16 protein-coding genes are annotated in these 18,525 nt (G+C 63.2%); 9 read left to right on the top strand and 7 right to left on the bottom strand.

What is annotated here, in order from left to right; all coding sequences use genetic code 11:
• Nucleotides 1–2: 2 nt before the first annotated feature.
• The 3 genes from ACX80B_RS10230 to tkt are packed head-to-tail and all read right to left on the bottom strand — an operon-like array spanning nt 3 to nt 5,023.
• Nucleotides 3–1,628, bottom strand: coding sequence for a glucose-6-phosphate isomerase (locus ACX80B_RS10230; protein WP_459295720.1), 1,626 nt, complete (start codon nt 1,626–1,628; stop codon nt 3–5).
• A 43-nt stretch (nt 1,629–1,671) separates the two neighbouring features.
• Entirely contained in the window at nt 1,672–2,814 is a 1,143-nt protein-coding gene (gene tal, locus ACX80B_RS10225; RefSeq protein ID WP_459295718.1) for a transaldolase, read from the bottom strand.
• Between the two features lie 34 nt (nt 2,815–2,848).
• Nucleotides 2,849–5,023, bottom strand: a complete 2,175-nt coding sequence (gene tkt / locus ACX80B_RS10220; RefSeq protein ID WP_459295716.1) for a transketolase — start codon at nt 5,021–5,023, stop codon at nt 2,849–2,851.
• Nucleotides 5,024–5,385: 362 nt separating this feature from the next.
• Here tkt and ACX80B_RS10215 point away from each other — a divergent pair, with 362 nt between their 5' ends.
• Nucleotides 5,386–6,330, top strand: a complete 945-nt coding sequence (locus ACX80B_RS10215; protein ID WP_459295714.1) for a heme o synthase — start codon at nt 5,386–5,388, stop codon at nt 6,328–6,330.
• 94 nt (nt 6,331–6,424) lie between these two features.
• Nucleotides 6,425–8,695, top strand: a complete 2,271-nt coding sequence (gene malQ / locus ACX80B_RS10210) for a 4-alpha-glucanotransferase (protein ID WP_459295712.1) — start codon at nt 6,425–6,427, stop codon at nt 8,693–8,695.
• A gap of 29 nt (nt 8,696–8,724) precedes the next feature.
• Here the strand turns inward: malQ and ACX80B_RS10205 are convergent, their stop codons facing one another.
• On the bottom strand, nt 8,725–9,573 hold the full coding sequence (locus tag ACX80B_RS10205; protein WP_459295710.1) for an NAD-dependent epimerase/dehydratase family protein: 849 nt from the start codon (nt 9,571–9,573) through the stop codon (nt 8,725–8,727).
• 157 nt (nt 9,574–9,730) lie between these two features.
• Between ACX80B_RS10205 and ACX80B_RS10200 the strand changes: the two genes are divergently transcribed.
• Nucleotides 9,731–10,621, top strand: coding sequence for a dihydrodipicolinate synthase family protein (locus ACX80B_RS10200; protein ID WP_459295707.1), 891 nt, complete (start codon nt 9,731–9,733; stop codon nt 10,619–10,621).
• On the opposite strand, the gene ACX80B_RS10195 is transcribed toward ACX80B_RS10200, so the two are convergent.
• The 3 genes from ACX80B_RS10195 to ACX80B_RS10185 are packed head-to-tail and all read right to left on the bottom strand — an operon-like array spanning nt 10,602 to nt 13,363.
• Nucleotides 10,602–11,648, bottom strand: coding sequence for a COX15/CtaA family protein (locus tag ACX80B_RS10195; RefSeq protein WP_459295705.1), 1,047 nt, complete (start codon nt 11,646–11,648; stop codon nt 10,602–10,604). The two genes, ACX80B_RS10200 and ACX80B_RS10195, sit on opposite strands and share 20 nt — an antisense overlap.
• A 3-nt stretch (nt 11,649–11,651) precedes the next feature.
• Nucleotides 11,652–12,410: an ABC transporter permease gene (locus ACX80B_RS10190; RefSeq protein ID WP_459295703.1), complete on the bottom strand. Its 759-nt coding sequence runs from the start codon at nt 12,408–12,410 to the stop codon at nt 11,652–11,654.
• A complete protein-coding gene (locus tag ACX80B_RS10185) occupies nt 12,407–13,363 on the bottom strand; it encodes an ABC transporter ATP-binding protein (protein ID WP_459295701.1) in 957 nt (318 codons plus the stop codon). Before ACX80B_RS10185 ends, ACX80B_RS10190 begins: the two co-directional genes overlap by 4 nt.
• Nucleotides 13,364–13,470: 107 nt before the next feature.
• On the opposite strand from ACX80B_RS10185, the gene ACX80B_RS10180 reads away from it, so the two are divergent.
• The 6 genes from ACX80B_RS10180 to ACX80B_RS10155 are packed head-to-tail and all read left to right on the top strand — an operon-like array spanning nt 13,471 to nt 18,510.
• Nucleotides 13,471–14,202 (top strand): helix-turn-helix transcriptional regulator, encoded by a 732-nt coding sequence (locus ACX80B_RS10180; protein WP_459295699.1) that lies wholly within the window; start codon nt 13,471–13,473, stop codon nt 14,200–14,202.
• 32 nt (nt 14,203–14,234) lie between these two features.
• Nucleotides 14,235–15,698, top strand: a complete 1,464-nt coding sequence (gene sufB, locus ACX80B_RS10175) for a Fe-S cluster assembly protein SufB (RefSeq protein WP_459295697.1) — start codon at nt 14,235–14,237, stop codon at nt 15,696–15,698.
• Complete coding sequence (gene sufD, locus ACX80B_RS10170) at nt 15,698–16,978, top strand: Fe-S cluster assembly protein SufD (RefSeq protein ID WP_459295695.1); 1,281 nt, start codon at nt 15,698–15,700, stop codon at nt 16,976–16,978. Before sufB ends, sufD begins: the two co-directional genes overlap by 1 nt.
• Nucleotides 16,978–17,367, top strand: a complete 390-nt coding sequence (locus ACX80B_RS10165) for a non-heme iron oxygenase ferredoxin subunit (protein ID WP_459295693.1) — start codon at nt 16,978–16,980, stop codon at nt 17,365–17,367. Before sufD ends, ACX80B_RS10165 begins: the two co-directional genes overlap by 1 nt.
• Nucleotides 17,368–17,372: 5 nt before the next feature.
• The gene (gene sufC / locus ACX80B_RS10160; protein ID WP_459295691.1) at nt 17,373–18,140 is read left to right on the top strand and encodes a Fe-S cluster assembly ATPase SufC; all 768 of its coding nucleotides are present in this window, start codon (nt 17,373–17,375) and stop codon (nt 18,138–18,140) included.
• A gap of 40 nt (nt 18,141–18,180) precedes the next feature.
• Entirely contained in the window at nt 18,181–18,510 is a 330-nt protein-coding gene (locus ACX80B_RS10155) for a metal-sulfur cluster assembly factor (RefSeq protein WP_459295689.1), read from the top strand.
• The last annotated feature ends 15 nt before the right edge of the window (nt 18,511–18,525 follow it).

Genomic DNA, 18,525 nt, shown 5'->3' with positions numbered 1-18,525 from the left:
AGTCACATTCCGCCGCTGGTGTTGAGGAAGGCTATTGCGTCCATGAGCTGCTTCGTGCCCGCAGCGCGGTCCGTCAGGTGCAGGCGCAGCACCGGCCGGCCATGGTCAGCCAGGACCTGGGCATCTCCAGCCGCCTGTGCTGAAATCAGTTCGCCGAAGCTGAAGGGCCGCTCCGGAATGGACAAATCTTCATCTGCGGCCGCGGTGATCTGCAGGTAGACGCCTACTGCCGGTCCACCTTTATGGAACTGCCCGGTGGAGTGCAGGAACCGTGGTCCCCATCCGTAGGTGACCGGACGGCCGGTGGTCCGGGCGAGTGGGTCCCGGATCCGGGACAGCGATTCGTAGGCGATGCGGTCGAAGTAGGCCTGCACACTCAGGTACCCCTCCGATGGCAGCTGCTCTATCAGCGCGCGCAGTGCATCATCCAGGCTGGCGGCGTTGCCAAGCAGCGTTTGGTCGGCACGAACCTCGATGGCGCCGTCGGTAAAGTTTGCCGGCGACTGCTCCGGGCGGTTGTCCAACAGCCCGCGGGCGGCGTCCTTGGCCGCTTCGACGTCCGGCTGGTCGAAGGGGTTGATGCCCAGCAGCCTGCCAGCGACAACTGTGGCATACTCCCAGGCCAGCAACTGGCTTCCCAGACTGCCCGAGACTGCAACCTGATTGTCCTTGACCTCCACGTGGGTATCCTGGCCGACAAGCCGCACCACCAGGATGTCGGACGCATCCGACGACACCTCCGGCGAATCCGGGTCGGCGACGACGGGAAGGACTCCGGTGCCCAGCTTTCCCGTCGATTCGGCGATGAGCTGTTCAGCCCAATCCGCGAAACCAACCATCGAGGATCCCTCGTCGACGAGGACGATCTTATTCCGCAACGGCTCAGTTCCGCCGAGGGCAGCCCCCAACACCAAACCAAAGTTGCCATCGTCGTCGTCCCGCAGCATTTCCGAGGCCTCCTCCGCCTCATCGAGCAGCGTTTCAATATCGACGCCGGCCAGTCCGGAGGGAACCAGACCGAAAGCGGTCAGCGCCGAATACCTGCCACCTACATTTGGATCCGCGTTGAAAACCTCGCGGTAGCCGGCTTTCCTGGAATCGGCGTCCATCGGCGAACCAGGATCCGTCACGACAATGATGCGCCGGGCCGCATCCAGCCCCGCATCGTTGAATGCCTTCTCGAAGGTCCGCCGGATCGAGTCCGTTTCCAACGTCGAGCCGGACTTGGAAGAGACAACGACGGCAGTCTTTTCCAGGTTGTCTTCCAAAGCGTGGCGTACCTGCTCCGGGTCGGTACTGTCCAAAACGGCCAGTTCGACGCCGGCGGTCCTGGTGATGACCTCCGGCGCCAAAGATGAACCGCCCATACCCGCCAACGCGATACGCGTGACGCCTTCGGCTTTGAGCTCGTCCCGCAGTTGAAGGATCCGCGGCACCAACGGCCGTGAGGTCTCCGCCAGTTCCACCCAGCCGAGCCGTTTGGAAGCTTCCGCCTCGGCGTCCTTACCCCATAACGCCGCATCTTTCGCGGTGATGCGGGAGGCGACGTGATCCTCCACCAGGGCACCTATATGCCGGTCAATGGCCTGGCGGGCGGCGGCCGCCGCGTCAATGGAGAGCGAACTCATGGCTGACAAATCCTCCTGCTTGTTATTCGAACACTGCCTGACGCTACTGCTGGCCGGAACTCCCGGCCTTATCGAGCGCCGACTGGACGGTGTCCAGCAGTTGGCTCCAGCTCTTGACGAACTTATCGACGCCTTCGGTTTCCAGCAGCCCGACGACGTCGTTGTATGAAATGCCCAGCTTTTCCAAGTCATTCAATACGGCGTTCGCTTCGTCGTACGTGCCGGTGACGGTGTCGCCGGTGACCTCGGCATGGTCCGCTGCGGCTTCCAGGGTCTTCTCCGGCATCGTATTGACGACGTTCGGCGCAACCAGATCGGTCACGTACATTGTGTCCGGGTAGGCAGGGTCCTTCACACCGGTTGATGCCCACAACGGACGCTGCGGGCGTGCGCCGGCGTCGGCCAGCGTCTTCCAGCGTTCGGTGTTGAACTGCTGTTCGTAAACCTGGTAGGCCAGCCGCGCATTCGCGATTCCGGCCTTGCCCTTCAGCGCCTTCGCCTCGTCGGTTCCGATGGCGTCGAGGCGCTTATCCACTTCGGAATCGACACGGGAGACAAAGAAGGAAGCGACGGAATGGATCTTGGAAAGGTCCTTGCCGGCTTCCTTGGCCCGCTCCATTCCGAGCATGAAGGCGTTGATGACTTCCCGGTACCGCTCCAGCGAGAAGATCAGCGTGACGTTGACGCTGATGCCTTCCGCCAAAGTCGCCGCGATGGGCTCGAGACCTGCCTGGGTGGCCGGAATCTTGATGTGCACATTGTCGCGGTTAACCTTGCGGGACAGCTGCTGCGCCACGTCGGCCGTCTTGGCTGCATCATCTGCCAGACGCGGGTCGACCTCGATGGAGACCCGGCCATCCACACCGTTGGTGCGTTCGGCAATCGGGGCAAACAGGTCGCATGCCTCGGTTACATCGCGGGTAGTGATTTCGAAAACCGCGGTTTCGACGTCGGCGCCTGATGCGGCAAGTCCGGAGACCTGTTCCGCATAGGATTCGCCGTCAGAGAGGGCCGAAGCAAAAATGCTGGGGTTGGTGGTAATGCCGACGACGTTCCGCTCGTCCATCAGCTTCTGGAGGTTGCCGGAGGTGAGGAGTTCCCGGGACAGGTCGTCGAGCCAGATGGACACGCCTGCGTCGGCGAGCTGACTGGTCGGCTTTGATTGGGAGCTGGTTGTCTGTGTCATGACTGTTTCTCCTTAATGAAGAGGGTTCGGCGTGCTACTGCAGGTCGCCGGTGGTTGAAGATTGTGCTCCCGAAGGCGCTGCGGTGGAGCGGTTCAGGGGGCCGGGGCCGGATTCTGCTGCTTCGAGTGACTCGCGGGCGGCGGCGGCGACGGCGTCAGCCGTGATCCCGAACTCGCGGAACAAGGTCTTGTAGTCGGCTGAGGCACCAAAGTGTTCCAGCGAAACCGAGCGGCCGGAATCGCCGATCAGATCACGCCAGCCTTGGGCCACGCCCGCTTCAACGGAGACCCGTGCCCGGACGCCGGAGGGCAGGACGCTCTCGCGGTACTGCTCGTCCTGCTGGTCGAACCACTCGAGGCAGGGCATTGAAACCACCCGGGTGGGAACGCCGTCGGCCTGCAGTGCTTCGCGGGCCTGGACGGCCAGCTGGACCTCGGATCCGGTGCCGATCAGGATCACCTGGGCGTCACCGCCGTCGGCCTCGGCCAGGACATAACCGCCCTTGGCGACGCCGTCGGCTGAACCGAAAGTGCTTCCCGACGCCGCACCGGTGCCGCGCTCGTAAGTGGGAATGTTCTGCCGGGTGAGCACAATTCCCGCCGGGTTCTTGGTGTTCTCCAGAATGGTGCGCCAGGCGACAGCAACTTCATTGGCATCACCTGGACGAACGACGTCGAGTCCGGGGATGGCGCGCAGCGACGCCAACTGTTCGACCGGCTGGTGCGTCGGGCCATCCTCGCCCAATCCGATGGAATCGTGGGTCCAGACGTAGATCGCGGGAACGCCCATCAGCGCACCCAGGCGGATAGCGGGACGCTGGTAGTCGCTGAAGATCAGGAACGTCCCGGAGAATGCGCGGGTGCTTGAATGCATCACGATGCCGTTGACGATCGCCGCGGCGGCGTGCTCGCGGATGCCGAAGTGCAGGACCCGCCCGTACGGACCGCCGGACCACATCTCGGTCTGCCTCGACTCGGGGATGAACGACGGCGATCCTTCGATCGTCGTATTGTTCGATTCCGCCAGGTCGGCCGATCCACCCCAGAGCTCCGGCAGTACCGGCCCGATCGAACCGAGCACCTTGCCCGAAGCTTTACGGGTGGAAACATCCTCGCCGGCAGGGAAGGAGGGAAGCTTGTCCGTCCAACCTTCAGGGAGTTCGCGGGCGGAAATACGCTGCAGCAGCTGGTTCTCCTCCGGATGCGCATCCTTCCATCCTGAGAAGCTCTTCTCCCACTCCGCGCGTTCTTCCTTGCCGCGCTGCACCACCTGGCGGGCGTGCTCGAGAACTTCGGAGTCAACCTGGAACTGCTGCTCCGGGTCGAAGCCCAGCTCCTTCTTCACTGCGGCGACTTCATCGGCGCCGAGGGCGGAGCCGTGTACCTTGCCGGTGTTCTGCTTATTGGGGGCCGGCCAGCCGATGATGGTCCGGAGCGCGATGATCGAAGGCTTGGACGTCTCCTGCTTCGCAGCCTTCAACGCGCCATAGAGCTCCGCGACGTCTTCGACGTATTCGCCGGTCTTGGTCCAGTCCACACGCTGGACATGCCAGCCGTAGGCCTCGTAGCGCTTGAGGACATCTTCGGAGAAGGAGACATCGGTGTCGTCTTCGATAGAGATGTGGTTCTGGTCGTACAGGACCACCATGTTGCCCAGCTCCTGATGGCCGGCCAGCGAAGAAGCCTCGGAGGTGACGCCTTCCTGGAGGTCGCCGTCGGAAGCGACAACCCAGATGGTGTGGTCGAACGGGCTCTCGCCTGTGGGCGCCTCCGGGTCCATCATCCCGCGCATGCGGCGCTGGGCGTAGGCAAAACCGACCGACGTGGCCAGTCCCTGCCCAAGGGGGCCCGTGGTGACTTCCACCCCGGCCGTGTGGCGGTATTCCGGGTGGCCGGGAGTTTTCGAACCCCAGGTCCGCAGTTCCTGCAGGTCCTCAATCTCCAGTCCATAGCCGGAGAGGTACAACTGAATGTAGAGGGTGAGGGAGGTGTGTCCCGGGGAGAGGACGAAGCGGTCCCTTCCGGTCCATTCCGGATCCGACGGGTCGTGCCGCATCATTTTCTGGAAGATCATGTAAGCGGCCGGAGCCAGGCTCATTGCGGTTCCGGGATGGCCGTTTCCAACCTTCTCCACGGCATCTGCCGCCAGGACACGAACGGTATCCACTGCGCGCTGGTCCAGATCAGACCACTGAAGTTCTTCTTCCATATGTGGCACGTTTACCGAGCCCCTCTCTCTACTGTCGCCTCGGCGAAGCGGCCCTGACCGGTGCTCCGGAATGTGGACTCGTCCACTGGCCGTCCGCGGTTGAAACCTTGATAAGTTGCGTTGCTCTTAGCTCGCTTTCAACCTTAGTCGCATTCACCTGCAGCCTGCCCGTTCGTGTCGTCATAAGGATTGTTCGCCAGCTGCGGAAAAGCGTTTCTACACGACGTAGTAAGATTGGTTCCGGAGCGGGAGGGGAGTCGACTGGCCAACTGCTCCAGTAGGTATGATGGTAAGGAAACCGAGTGCCGTCATGGCTGCCTTTACACTCGGACATTGATCAGACAGAACAGAGTGATTACCCCGTGCGAACCCAGGATGCGCCCGTAATTGCCGCTTCTGAGGGCGGTAAGTCAAGGTGGAGCCGCAAGGCCAAGGCGTACCTGGCATTAACGAAACCCCGGGTCATCGAGCTGCTGCTGGTCACGACATTGCCGACCATGATTTTTGCCCAGCGCGGGTTCCCGGACCTGATGCTGGTTTTGGCCACACTGGTTGGCGGGGCCTTCGCCGCGGGCAGTGCGGGCGCGTTTAATTGTTACATCGACCGCGATATCGACAAGCTGATGCACCGCACCGAGAAGCGGCCGCTGGTGACCGGTGCCGTTAGTCCGCGTGAAGCATTCATTTTCGCCTCTGTGCTGGGCGCGGCGGCAATCGCCATCCTCTGGTTTGGCGCCAACCTGCTCGCTGCCTGGCTCGGCGTCGCCGCGATCTTCCTCTACGTCGTCGTATATTCGATGATCCTGAAGCGTCGGACCTCGCAGAACATCGTCTGGGGCGGAGCTGCCGGCTGCATGCCGGTGCTGATTGGATGGGCCGCTGCGACCAACGAGTTGGCGTGGCCGGCGTTCATCCTGTTCATGATCATTTTCCTCTGGACTCCACCGCATTACTGGCCGCTGTCCATGCGCTACAGCGACGACTACAACAAGGCGCACGTGCCAATGCTTGGGGCGATCGCCGGCGCCAAGGTCGTCTCGGTGCAAATAGTGCTCTATGCCTGGGCCATGGTGGTGTGCTCCCTGCTGCTCGTCCCCGTCGGCGGGGCGGGATGGACCTACACAATCGTTGCGGTGCTCAGCGGGTTCTGGTTCCTGTACGAATCACACCGCCTGCATTTTCACGCCCAGCGCGGCACCACCACCGGCAAGGGTGCCATGAAGGTTTTCCATGGCTCGATCAGCTACCTGACGCTGGTGTTCCTGGCCCTCGCCGTCGATCCCTTCATCGGATCCCCGCTCTTCTGACAGCACGCCGGTCCACGGTCTTTGCGATGTACGCCGGTGCACGGTCTTGTAGATTCCCTTGGTGAACGTCCTCCTGCCGCATAGGTTAAGAGACATGGGCGATGCGACCGGGCAGGATCTGACCGACGACGGAAACGGCCGCCTGCTGCGGCAGTTGGCTGAAGCTAACGGTATAAGCACAACATTCAAGGGCTGGGACGGAACCGGGCAGAACGTCGACGCACAGACCCTGCGCAAAGTATTGGCCGCGCTGGGGGTTACGGCTGAAACGGATGAAGACGTTCAGACGGCACTGAATGAAAGTGAACTGGCGCCATGGCGGCAGTTGCTGCCGCCGGTCGTCGTCGCCCAGCAGGGACAGCCACATCAGGTCGCGGTGCACAAACCCACGGATAATACGGCCCAGCTGTGGATTATCGGCGAGGACGGCACCCGGTACGACATTTCCTGGGCGGATGTCCCGGCAGAACGGCGGACAGTAGACGGAGTTGGCATTGAGCGCCGGATGGCATCATTGCCGGCCGGTCTGCCCCTCGGCTGGCACACCCTGCATGCCGAATCCGGATCAGAGCAGGCACAGTGCACCCTGGTTATTGCACCACAGCAGCTGACAACGACGGCGCGATTGGCCGGGGAGCGCGGCTGGGGACTGATGGCGCAACTGTATTCGGTACGCTCAAAACGCTCCTGGGGGATTGGAGATCTGGCGGATCTGGCCGACCTTGCCGCCATTTCCGGGGCTGGACCCGGCGCCGGTTTCGTTCTGGTCAATCCGTTGCACGCCGCCGAACCAGCGCCGCCGGTTGAGCCTTCACCGTATTTGCCGACAAGCCGGCGGTTCTTCAATCCGCTGTATATCCGGGTGGAGGACATACCGGAGCACGGATATTTGAGGGGCGGGCCGCGGAAGCGGATCGAGGATCTGGCCGAACGGCTCCGCGAAGCGAATCAAGCCGCGGACATGTTGGACCGGGATTCAACCTATGCCGCGAAGCTCGAGGCGTTGGAATTCATCTACCAAGTGGAACGTGCTGCGGCCAGGCAGCAACAGTTCGACGCCTTTTGCGCCGGCCAAGGGCAGGGCCTGGAGGATTTCGCCCTGTGGTGCGCCATGACGGAGGAAGCCGGGGCGGGTGCGACGCGTGCCGACAGCGCGGCGCGTCCTGACGGCGCCTACGCGCAGGAGCAGCGTGTCCGGCTGGCCGGCAGAATCGACTTTCACAAATGGCTGCAATGGATCTGTGATCAGCAACTTGAAACCGTGCAGAGTGCAGCGAAGAAGGCCGGAATGGGCATCGGTGTGATGCACGACCTCGCAGTCGGCGTCCAAAGCCGCGGAGCAGACGCCTGGGTGCTGCAGGATGTCCTTGCCCCCGGCGTCAGTGTGGGGGCGCCGCCGGACATGTTCAACCAACAGGGGCAGGATTGGGCTCAGCCACCGTGGCATCCTGCCCGCCTCGCTGCCTCCGGGTACGCCGCCTACCGCGACATGCTGCGCACCATCCTCCGCCATGCGGGTGGCATCCGGATTGACCACATTCTCGGCCTTTTCCGGCTCTGGTGGATTCCGGAGGGCGCCGCCCCAGGGGAGGGCGCTTACGTTCACTACGATCACGAGGCGTTGATTGGGATTCTCGCGCTGGAAGCTCAGCGGGCGGGCGCCGTCGTCGTCGGTGAGGATCTGGGCACCTTTGAACCGTGGGTGCAGGACTACCTCGCCGAACGAGGCATTCTAGGTACCTCGATCCTGTGGTTCGAACAAACCGGGGAAGGCCCGCTGTCGCCCGAAGAGTACCGGAAGGCCTGCCTGACCAGCGTCAACACTCACGACCTGCCCCCGACGGCGGGGTACCTGGCGGGCGAGCATGTCGATCTCCGTGATTCCCTTGGCCTCCTGAACCGGCCGGCAGCGGAAGAACGCGCTGACGACGCCGCCACTCAAGAAGCCGTCCTCGCCCTCGCCCGGGAACGGGGGCTGCTGCCCAAAAGCACGCAGTTGCCAACCGTCGGCACCGGCGTCGGCACCGGCACCAACACCGGCACCGACTCCACCGGCACCAACACCGGCACCGACTCCACCGACGGCGACACCGGCACCGACGGCGTCAAAGCCGGCGACGAGGTGCAACGAACGGTGGAGGCTTTGTATGCCTTGATCGCCCAGACGCCGTCCGTTCTGATTGGAGTGGCCTTAGTTGATGCGGTCGGGGAGCGGCGTACGCAGAACCAGCCGGGAACGAGTGACGAGTACCCGAACTGGCGCATTCCGCTTGCCGGCCCGGACAGCAAGGTTGTCCTGATCGACGATCTGCCGCACAACCAGAGGTTCCTTTCCCTGGTCAAGGTCCTGCAGACGGATAGGTGACTCTTCCGCCAGGCAGAAGGGCCGAACCGTCAGGACACGTGGTTCCGCCAGCTGTGCTCGGGGGCGTAACCGAGAATGCGCCTGGCCTTATCGATCGATAGCAACGTCTCGTGCTCGCCGACGTCCTTGACGATGTCGACGTCACCGAAAACCTCGGCTGCGAGACCGGCACTTGACCGGCTCATCACGGTGTCAGCGGCCGCAATAATGAATCTGTCGAAACCCGGCTGGGCGTTTTCCAGCGAACGCAGGACGGCCTGCGCCCCGTCCCGGCCGTCGATGTAACCCCACAGATTCCACTTGCGCAGCATGGGATCGCTGTCGAATGAGGGAAACTCGGCATAATCTTCCGGATTCATCACATTGGAAAACCGCAGGGCGGTGATGCTCAAGGCTGGATCCCAGCGCGTGAACTGGATCGCCATCTGTTCTTCGAGATGCTTCACCAACGAGTAGGTGCTCTCGGGGCGGGCGGGGTATTCCTCATCCACGGGAATGTAGGGCGGATCGGTGTCGAATGGAAGACCCAGCACCGTTTCACTGGAGGCGTAGACGATTCTCTTAATTCCGGCCCGCCGGGCTGCCTGGAAGACGTGGTAGGTCGACAACATATTGTTTTGGAACGTGGCGGCGTCGGGAAGTATCGCCGGTGCCGGAATAGCGGCCAAATGCACGACGGCGTCGAATCCGTCGTGCAGATCGTTGATCCCCATCATGGCGTCGGCGACCTGTCCGTAGTCAGTGAATTCGACCCGCGCGAAGCCTGGTCCGCGGTCCCCGGCACGGTCGAGATTAACCACGGAATGTCCTTCATTGCGCAGCCGCTCCACCACGCTCCTGCCGAGCTTGCCGTTTCCACCGGTGACAACAACCTTCATCGAACTCTCCTTCAGCAGGAATTAGAATCACAAACCCCTCTATCAGTACCCGCCCCGGCATCAGCCGTCAACGTGCCGGATTGGACCCGGAACCATCCGCACCACGCCGGACCGGTCCGGGCCCCGGGAACGGCAGGGGCGGCGCTAGCATGGGCGGATGGACTTCACCGGTGTCATTGCCTATCCCGTCACCCCCTTTACCGCCAGCGGGGAGGTGAACCTCAATGAGCTGCGGCGGATGATCTCGTCCCTGGCAGCGTCCAGTGTTGATGCCATTGCCGTGCTGGGCAGTTCCGGCAGTTTCGCTTATTTGGATCGTGCGGAACGGTCCGCCGTCGTTGGGGCAGCTGTTGAGGAAGCCGCGGCTGTGAACCCCAAGCTGCCCGTCTATGCGGGCGTCAGCGCCGTCTCCACCCGCGAAATCCTGGCGTCAGCGGCTGACGCCGAGGACGCAGGGGTTGCCGGCCTCGTCGTTTCGGCGGTGTCTTATGTGCCTCTGACGATCGAGGAAGTTGCCACCCAGTCGCGCACTCTGGCGGAACGGACTGATCTGCCGATCTGCCTGTACAACAACCCCTCCACCACCCAATTCGACTTTCCGGTGGAGCTGGTGGCGGAGCTGGCCACGGTCGCCAATATTGTGGCGTTGAAAGATCCGGGCACCAGCCGCGAAGCCTACGACGAGCGGCTGGCCGCCCTGCGGGAAGTCACGCCGCGGGAGTTTTCGCTCGGGATGAGCGGCGATACCTCGATCGTGGATAACGCCGTCGCGGCCGATGCCTGGCATTCGGGACCGGCGGCCCTGCTTCCCGAACATTATGTGCGGCTCCGTCGTGCCCTGATCGCGGACGATGCCGCGGAGTTCTCCTCCTGCCGGGAAGTCCTGACGCCGGTGATCCACGCCTTGGCGGCGCAACGCAAACTGAGTAGCCTGCACTCGCTGGCGCGTGCCTGCGGGTGGGACGCCGGCGACCCGCGCCTGCCGCTGCTGCCGGTTCCCGGAAGCCAGCAGCGCGAACTCGCCCGGCTTATCGACTTGCTGGACTGACCTGTTCCGACGTTTCGGGTCGCGGAATGCCGCGGTCGTAACCCTGGTCGATGGCGTTAGCCGCCGCCGCAACGAGCAAGGAGGCGCCGAGCATGTGCAGCGCCACCAAAGCCACGGGCAGCCCGGTGAAGTGCTGGATGTAACCTACCAGTCCCTGGAGCAGTACGACGACGGCGAGGATCACCATGGCGCGGCGCAGGCTGCGGCTATGGTGACGCCGGTAGACGAGCACCAACGCCACGACGGTTGCCGCAACCAGCAAATACACCGGAAGGACGTGCACCCGCGTCATCAGGTCGGAATTCAGGCCATTGCGCGGCGCATTGGCGTCGCCGGCGTGCGGACCGGACCCGGTAACGATGACGCCGAGCACAACCGCCAGTCCCGTGAGGATGCCGATGGCGGCGAGCAGTTGCCGGACCGTTTTCGACGCCGGGGTGCTGACCCTGTACCTGGCGGGGGCGTTGGCTGCCGGTTTGTCGGCAGCCTGGCTGTAGGCATTCCGGTTGCCGCCGTCGGGAAACGGCCGCGCCCGGTTGACCAGGAGCGTGGCCAGTGCGACTAGCGCCATTGACACGATGAAATGCCAGCCGACGACCCACGGATTCAACTGGGTCAGTACGGTAATGCCGCCGATCAGCGCCTGCGCCGGAATGCCGGCCAGCAGGGCAACGGCCAGGAAGAACAGATCCCGGCGGTCACGGCGCATGTTCCAGACCGCGGCGAGCATGGCGAAGGCGATGATGGTGAGGACGAAGGTCAGCATCCGGTTACCGAACTCGATCACACCGTGGATGCCCATTTCCGGTGTATTGACCAGCGATTCGGCAGTGCAGCGCGGCCAGGTCGGACAACCCAGGCCGGAGGCAGTCAGCCGGACGGCGCCGCCGGTCACCACGATCATGATTTGCGACACCAGCGAAGCGATCGCCAGGCCGCGCACCGCTGGCGTCACCGAGCCGGGGAGCTTGGAGGTCCAGCGGCGCAGCCCCTGCGGCCGGGTTTGAACTGTCGGATCAGGTGTCATTGGTCAGCTCCATTTGAACCATCGGGAGGCGGCGAAGCCGGCCACAGCCGTCCAGCCGGCCAGCACCAGGAAAGCGAAGAAATTGAACTCCCCGGCCAGGAGGGCATCGCGCAGAGCGTCGCCCAGGGCGCCGGAGGGAAGCAGCTGGACGACGGCGGCCAACTCGCCGGGCAGCGCGGCCGCCGGAATGACGATGCCTCCGCCGGCAGCCAGCAGGATCCAGAGCAGGTTGGTGATGGCCAGGGTCGCTTCGGGACGGACAGTACCGGCCACGAGCAGTCCCAAAGAGGTGAAGGCGGCGGCGCCGAGTACCAGCATCAACAGCGCGGCCGGGATTCCAGCCGGCTCCGGACGCCAGCCCAAAAACGCGGCCACTGTTCCGATCACCAGCACCTGCAGGGCAAGCACCGCTATCACGGCCGCCGCCTTGCCGGCGATGAGCCCGGTGCGGCCCAGGGGAGTGGTGGAGAGGAACCGGAGCACCCCGTACCGCCGGTCGAATCCGGTGGCGATCCCCTGGCCGGTGAATGCCGTGGACATGGCACACAGCGCCAGAACCCCCGGGGCGGCAATGTTTATCCGGCTGTCTCCGGCGCCCTCCAGCACCAATGAATCCAGCAGTGGAGTGACAACCAGGCCAATCAGGGCCAGCAGCGGCAGGACGATGGCCAGGATCAGTTGTTCGCCGTTCCGGAGCATCGACATGGTTTCGTAGCCGCTCTGCAGGGCGACGCGTTTCGCGAGGGAAGCCGGTGCGCTCATCGCCGTTCCTTTCCAGAGACCTCGAGAAAGACGTCTTCCAGGCTTCGGGGCGATAGCTGCAGCGCGGTCGGCATTACCCCCGCGGCGTCCCAGGCGGTGGCAAGCGCAGCCAGATCCGCTGCCGATACCGGGCCGGTGACGGTATAGCTGCCCGGCCGGGTCTCAATGGCGGACAGTCCGCCGGGAACCATGCTTTCCAGGTCTAGACCGGGTGTCGCTTCGAAAGTCAGGACCCGGCCGGTTCCTGCCGAGCGCTTTGAGTTAATCAGTTCCGGTACGGTGCCCTCGGTGACTGTCCGGCCGGCGTCGATAATGTAGACGTAGTCGGCCAGCCGTTGCGCGTCGTCGAGCAAATGTGTGGTGAGGACGATTCCCAGTCCTTCATCCCGGAGTTCGCGGACCAGGTCGAAGACAATGACTCTTGATTGCGGGTCGAGACCGGCGCTGGGCTCATCCAGGAAAAGGACCTCGGGATTGCCCACCAACGACGCCGCCATCGCCAGCCGCTGCTTCTGCCCACCGGAAAGCCGGCGGATAGAGGTGCCGGCGAATGAGTCGATAGCCAGCCGCTCGACCAGGCCGTCAACACTGCGCGGGTTCCGGTACATCCCGGCCACATGGCGCAGCAAGGGGATGGGACGGGCCGACGGCGGCAGGCCGCCATCCTGGAGCATCACGCCGACCCGGGCGCGCAGCGAAGGCGTGGGACGGCCAGGGTCTCCGTCCAGCAGCCGGATAGTGCCGCCGTCGCGCTTGAGCAGGCCTTGGGCACACTCTATGGTGGTGGTTTTGCCGGCACCGTTGGCACCGAGCAAGGCGGTGACCTGGCCGCGGAACGCTTTGAGGTTGACTCCATCAAGGACGCGCACCATTTTTCCTTCAAGTGCGGACACCGGGCCGAAGTCCTTAATCAGCCCATCGATCTGCAGGCAAGGGGAGTCGGAGCGGAGCACCTGACCATTCTACGTGACGTAGTATCTCCGCGCCTGCGCCGTTCTGCGGGCTTGTGTGAAGGCTCACCTTACTGGAACGGGGGACTAAATTACGTCATGATTGTGTTGTGTATTCCGTGAGCCATTCTTCATCCGGACCCAGTGGGGCCGAAGAAACCGAAGAACGCACCCGGGACAAGGTCCTCGGTGCGGTGCTCGAACACGGCCCGGTGAGTGCGGCCGTACTGGGTGAGATCCTCGGATTCACTCCTGCCGCAGTCCGCAGGCACCTGGATGCTTTGTCACGGGACGGCCTTATCGAGGTCAAGCTCGTCAGCAAGGCTACCGGAGCCGGCAGGCCTTCGCGCCGTTATGTTCTGACCAAACGCGGACAGCAGCATCTCGGCAATGACTATCTCGATATTGCCCGCGACGCCTTGACGCAGTTGACCCGGATAGCCGGACCAGCCGCCGTCGAGGATTTCGCCCGGCGGCGTTACGCTGAAATGGAAGAGCGCTACCGGCCAATCGTCGATGCGGCCGGCAGCGGGATTGAAGCCCGTACGCGGGCACTTGCCGAAGCGCTGTCGCAGGACCGATACTCGGCGTCGTCGACCGCAGTCCCGGCACCGAAGGGAAGCGGAACACGCGAAGGTCTAGGCAGTGTGCAGCTGTGCCAGGGCCATTGCCCGGTACAGGATCTGGCCGCCGAATTCCCCATTTTTTGTGAAACGGAAACCCAAGTTTTTGCCCGTCTGATTGGAGTCGATGTGCGGCGTTTGTCCACATTGGCCAGTGGCGGACATGTTTGTACGACCCACGTTCCAACGGGTCGGGCAAGTACCAATCCAGCGCAGTAAGCGTTGGCCAACCCCCAAAAAGGAAGGCCGTGATGACGGAACAAACAGTCCGCGACACTGATATTCCGAATCCAGTCATTAGCGACATTCTGGAGAAGAACCCGGAGCTTGAGGGCATCGGCAGCTACGAGTATGGCTGGGCCGACTCCGACGTGGCCGGCGCCACCGCGCGCCGTGGCCTGAGCGAGGAAGTCGTCCGCGACATCTCCGCCAAGAAGGACGAGCCCGAGTGGATGCTCAACATGCGGCTCAAGGGCTTGAAATACTTCGACCGCAAGCCAATGCCGACCTGGGGTGCAGACCTCTCTGGCATTGACTTCGACAACATCAAGTATTTCGTCCGCTCCACCGAGAAGCAGGCGCAGACCTGGGATGACCTCCCCGAAGACATTAAGAACACCTACGAAAAGCTGGGCATCCCCGAAGCGGAGCGCAGCCGGCTGGTCTCTGGGGTTGCTGCCCAGTACGAGTCCGAGGTTGTTTACCACCAGCTCCGCGAGGATTTGGAAGCCCAGGGCGTCATCTTCCTGGACACCGATACCGCACTGCGTGAGCACCCGGAGATCTTCCAGGAATACTTCGGCACGGTCATCCCCGTCGGCGACAACAAGTTCGCTTCACTGAACTCGGCCGTCTGGTCCGGCGGTTCCTTCGTCTACGTCCCCAAGGGCGTGCATGTCGAGATTCCGCTGCAGGCCTACTTCCGCATCAACACCGAGAACATGGGCCAGTTCGAGCGGACGCTGATCATCGCGGATGAGGACTCCTACGTTCACTACATCGAAGGTTGCACGGCTCCGATCTACACCTCGGACTCGCTGCACTCGGCCGTCGTGGAGATCATCTGCAAGAAGGGCTCCCGCGTCCGTTACACGACCATCCAGAACTGGTCGAACAACGTGTACAACCTGGTGACCAAGCGCGCGATCGCCGAAGAAGGCGCCACCATGGAGTGGATCGATGGCAACATCGGTTCCAAGGTGACCATGAAGTACCCGGCCGTCTACCTGGTCGGCGAGCACGCCAAGGGCGAGACGCTCTCGGTGGCTTTCGCCGGCGAGGGCCAGCATCAGGACACCGGATCCAAGATGGTCCACATCGCTCCGAACACGAAGTCCTCCATCATCTCCAAGTCGGTGGCACGCGGCGGTGGCCGTGCGGCCTACCGCGGGTTGGTGCAGGTGCGTGAAGGCGCAGAACATTCCGCCAATACCGTCCGCTGCGATGCATTGCTGGTGGACACCATTTCGCGTTCGGATACTTACCCCTACGTCGACATCCGCGAGGACGACGTCACGATGGGCCACGAGGCAACTGTCTCCCGCGTCAGCGAAGAACAGCTGTTCTACCTCCAGTCCCGCGGCATGCCCGAGGACGAGGCCATGGCCATGATCGTGCGCGGCTTCATCGAGCCGATTGCCCGCGAACTGCCGATGGAATACGCCCTCGAGCTGAACCGCCTCATTGAACTCCAGATGGAAGGAGCCGTCGGTTAATGACTAACGACACAGCGCAGACCGTAACGGATGAAAAAGCACGTATCGGAGCGCCCAGTCCAGCCATCGCCGGCATGAATGAGGAAGGTGAAAACCTCTCCACGGACAACGTCAGCACTGAGCAGCACGGCGCCAAAGCCCATTCACATGGCGGCGGAGCCGGAGTCTCGGACAGCTCGCGTGCCGGACGGCTGACTTCATACAACCTGTCCGACTTCCCGGCCCTCACCGGCCGTGAAGAGGATTGGCGCTTCACTCCGCTGAACCGGCTGGCCGGCCTGCACACCGACGAACTGAACGGCCCTGCGCCGACGGTTCAGGTGGACAAGCCCGACGCCGTCCGCGTGGAGACCGTCGGACGCGACGACGCCCGCATCGGGGTTGCGGCCATTCCCGATGACCGGGTATCGGCATCGGCCTGGGCGTCCTTCAAGGAAGCCACGGTCGTGACCATCCCGTCGGAGCTGGAAGTGGACTCGGAAATCACCGTGACACTGACCGGCGCGGGTATGGATCCGGCAGCCTCCCACGTCTTGATCCAGGCTGAAAAGTTCTCCAAGTCAGTCGTCGTCCTCGACCACCGCGGTTCCGCCGTCGTGGCCGAGAACGTGGAAATGGACGTCCAGGACGGCGCCCAGCTGACCGTTGTCAGCATCCAGGACTGGGACGACGAAACCGTCCACGCCAGTGCCCAGCAGGCGAAGATCGGGCGCGACGCCAAACTCAAGCACGTCATCGTCAGCCTTGGCGGCGATGTGGTGCGGGTGACGCCGTCGTCCCGTTTCGCGGGCCCGGGCGGGGACGTGGAGATGTTCGGTCTCTACTTTGCCGACGCCGGCCAGCACTTTGAGCAGCGGCTCTTCGTTGACCACGCGGTCCCGAACTGCAAGTCGCGCGTTTCCTACAAGGGCGCGCTGCAGGGCCAGGATGCCCGCACCGTCTGGGTCGGCGATGTGCTGATCCGCAAGGAAGCAGAAGGAACGGACACCTACGAGGTGAACCGCAACCTCGTGCTGTCCGACGGAGCACGCGCGGACTCGGTCCCCAACCTGGAGATCGAAACCGGACTGATCGAAGGTGCCGGCCACGCCAGCACCACGGGCCGGTTCGACGACGAGCAGCTCTTCTACCTGCAGTCCCGCGGGATCCCCGAGGACGTCGCCCGCCGGCTGGTTGTCCGCGGCTTCCTGAATGAAATCATCCAGCAGATCCGCGTGCCCGCCCTGGAGGAACGCCTGCAGGCCGCCGTCGAGCACGAACTCGAGGCGGGGGACTACTGATGGCTGCAGGACAGTTGGTCTGCAAGGAGCAGGATCTTCAGGTCAATGCGGCACTGCGGGTATTGGTGTACGGATATCCGGTGGTCGTCGTCCGGGACTCCGACGGCGAAATCCACGCCCTTGGTGATACCTGCTCCCATGCGGATATCTCCCTGGCCGAGGGCGACGTCGAAGACTGCGCGATCGAATGCTGGGGCCACGGCAGCCAGTTCGACCTGCGCACCGGCGAGCCGCTGAGCCCGCCGGCCTTCGAACCCGTTCCGGTGTTCGCGCTGGCCATTGACGATTCAAACGTATTCGTGGACGTCACCACGGTGATCAACGGGGCGAAGGCCCCCGACGAAGCTTTACTAAAGAAAGCCGCTGCTAAAAGCGCGAAGGAGAACTAAGAGCAATGTCTACTCTTGAGATTCGGGACCTGCACGTCAGTATTGAAACTGAGCAGGGAACCAAGCAGATCCTCAAAGGTGTGAACCTGACGGTGAACACCGGCGAGACACACGCCATCATGGGCCCCAACGGCTCCGGCAAGTCCACCCTGGCATCGACCATCGCCGGGCACCCGCGCTACACCGTCGACAGCGGCTCCATCACCCTTGACGGTGACGATGTGCTGGCCATGACCGTTGACCAGCGTGCCCGCGCCGGACTTTTCCTGGCGATGCAGTACCCGGTCGAGGTCCCCGGCGTGACCATGACCAACTTCCTCCGCACCGCCAAGACCGCGATCGACGGTGAAGCACCCAAACTGCGGACCTGGACCAAGGACGTCAAGGCGGCCATGGCCCAGCTGCGGATCGAAGAGGACTTCGCCTCGCGTAACGTCAACGAAGGCTTCTCCGGCGGCGAGAAGAAGCGGATCGAGATCCTGCAGATGGAACTCTTCAAGCCCCGCTTCGCTATCCTCGATGAGACGGACTCCGGCCTCGACGTAGACGCGCTCAAGGTTGTCTCCGAGGGCGTCAACCGCGCCCAGAGTGCCGGCAACATGGGTACCCTCCTCATCACGCACTACACGCGGATCCTGCGCTACATCAAGCCGGACTTCGTCCATGTCTTCATCGATGGCCGTGTTGCCGAAGAGGGCGGCCCTGAACTGGCCGACCGGCTGGAAGACGAAGGTTACGACCGGTTTGATGCGTCCGACGCTGTCACCGCGTAGCATTTAGATACTGACAACCCCCGGAACCAGGAGGGCGAAAATGGCTGAAGTACAAGCAGCACCGACCAGCCTTGAGGACGTCGAAGAGGCGCTCAAAGATGTGATTGACCCCGAACTCGGAGTCAACGTCGTCGACCTTGGCCTGCTCTACGGCATCACATATGCCGAAGACGGCGCCTTGCTGATCGACATGACCCTCACGACGGCGGCCTGCCCGCTGCAGGACGTCCTGGAGGAGCAGATCGCCCAGTGTCTTGACGGCGTCGTCGACGAATGGCGCCTGAACTGGGTCTGGATGCCGCCGTGGGGTCCGGAACGGATCACCGAGGATGGCCGCGACCAGATGCGTGCCCTCGGGTTCAATATCTAGTTGCAGTGTTAGCAG

The sequence above is a fragment of the Arthrobacter monumenti genome (assembly GCF_054511255.1).
This window is presented reverse-complemented; position numbering and strand designations above follow the sequence as displayed.

Bases quoted from the DNA above. Each gene is read 5' to 3' on its own strand.
- ACX80B_RS10190 (WP_459295703.1), bottom strand. From the start codon at position 12,410: ATGAGCGCACCGGCTTCCCTCGCGAAACGCGTCGCCCTGCAGAGCGGC.
- ACX80B_RS10165 (WP_459295693.1), top strand. From the start codon at position 16,978: ATGGCTGCAGGACAGTTGGTCTGCAAGGAGCAGGATCTTCAGGTCAAT.
- ACX80B_RS10230 (WP_459295720.1), bottom strand. From the start codon at position 1,628: ATGAGTTCGCTCTCCATTGACGCGGCGGCCGCCGCCCGCCAGGCCATT.
- ACX80B_RS10205 (WP_459295710.1), bottom strand. From the start codon at position 9,573: ATGAAGGTTGTTGTCACCGGTGGAAACGGCAAGCTCGGCAGGAGCGTG.
- tal (WP_459295718.1), bottom strand. From the start codon at position 2,814: ATGACACAGACAACCAGCTCCCAATCAAAGCCGACCAGTCAGCTCGCC.
- ACX80B_RS10195 (WP_459295705.1), bottom strand. From the start codon at position 11,648: ATGACACCTGATCCGACAGTTCAAACCCGGCCGCAGGGGCTGCGCCGC.
- malQ (WP_459295712.1), top strand. From the start codon at position 6,425: ATGGGCGATGCGACCGGGCAGGATCTGACCGACGACGGAAACGGCCGC.
- sufC (WP_459295691.1), top strand. From the start codon at position 17,373: ATGTCTACTCTTGAGATTCGGGACCTGCACGTCAGTATTGAAACTGAG.
- ACX80B_RS10155 (WP_459295689.1), top strand. From the start codon at position 18,181: ATGGCTGAAGTACAAGCAGCACCGACCAGCCTTGAGGACGTCGAAGAG.
- sufB (WP_459295697.1), top strand. From the start codon at position 14,235: ATGACGGAACAAACAGTCCGCGACACTGATATTCCGAATCCAGTCATT.
- ACX80B_RS10200 (WP_459295707.1), top strand. From the start codon at position 9,731: ATGGACTTCACCGGTGTCATTGCCTATCCCGTCACCCCCTTTACCGCC.
- tkt (WP_459295716.1), bottom strand. From the start codon at position 5,023: ATGGAAGAAGAACTTCAGTGGTCTGATCTGGACCAGCGCGCAGTGGAT.
- sufD (WP_459295695.1), top strand. From the start codon at position 15,698: ATGACTAACGACACAGCGCAGACCGTAACGGATGAAAAAGCACGTATC.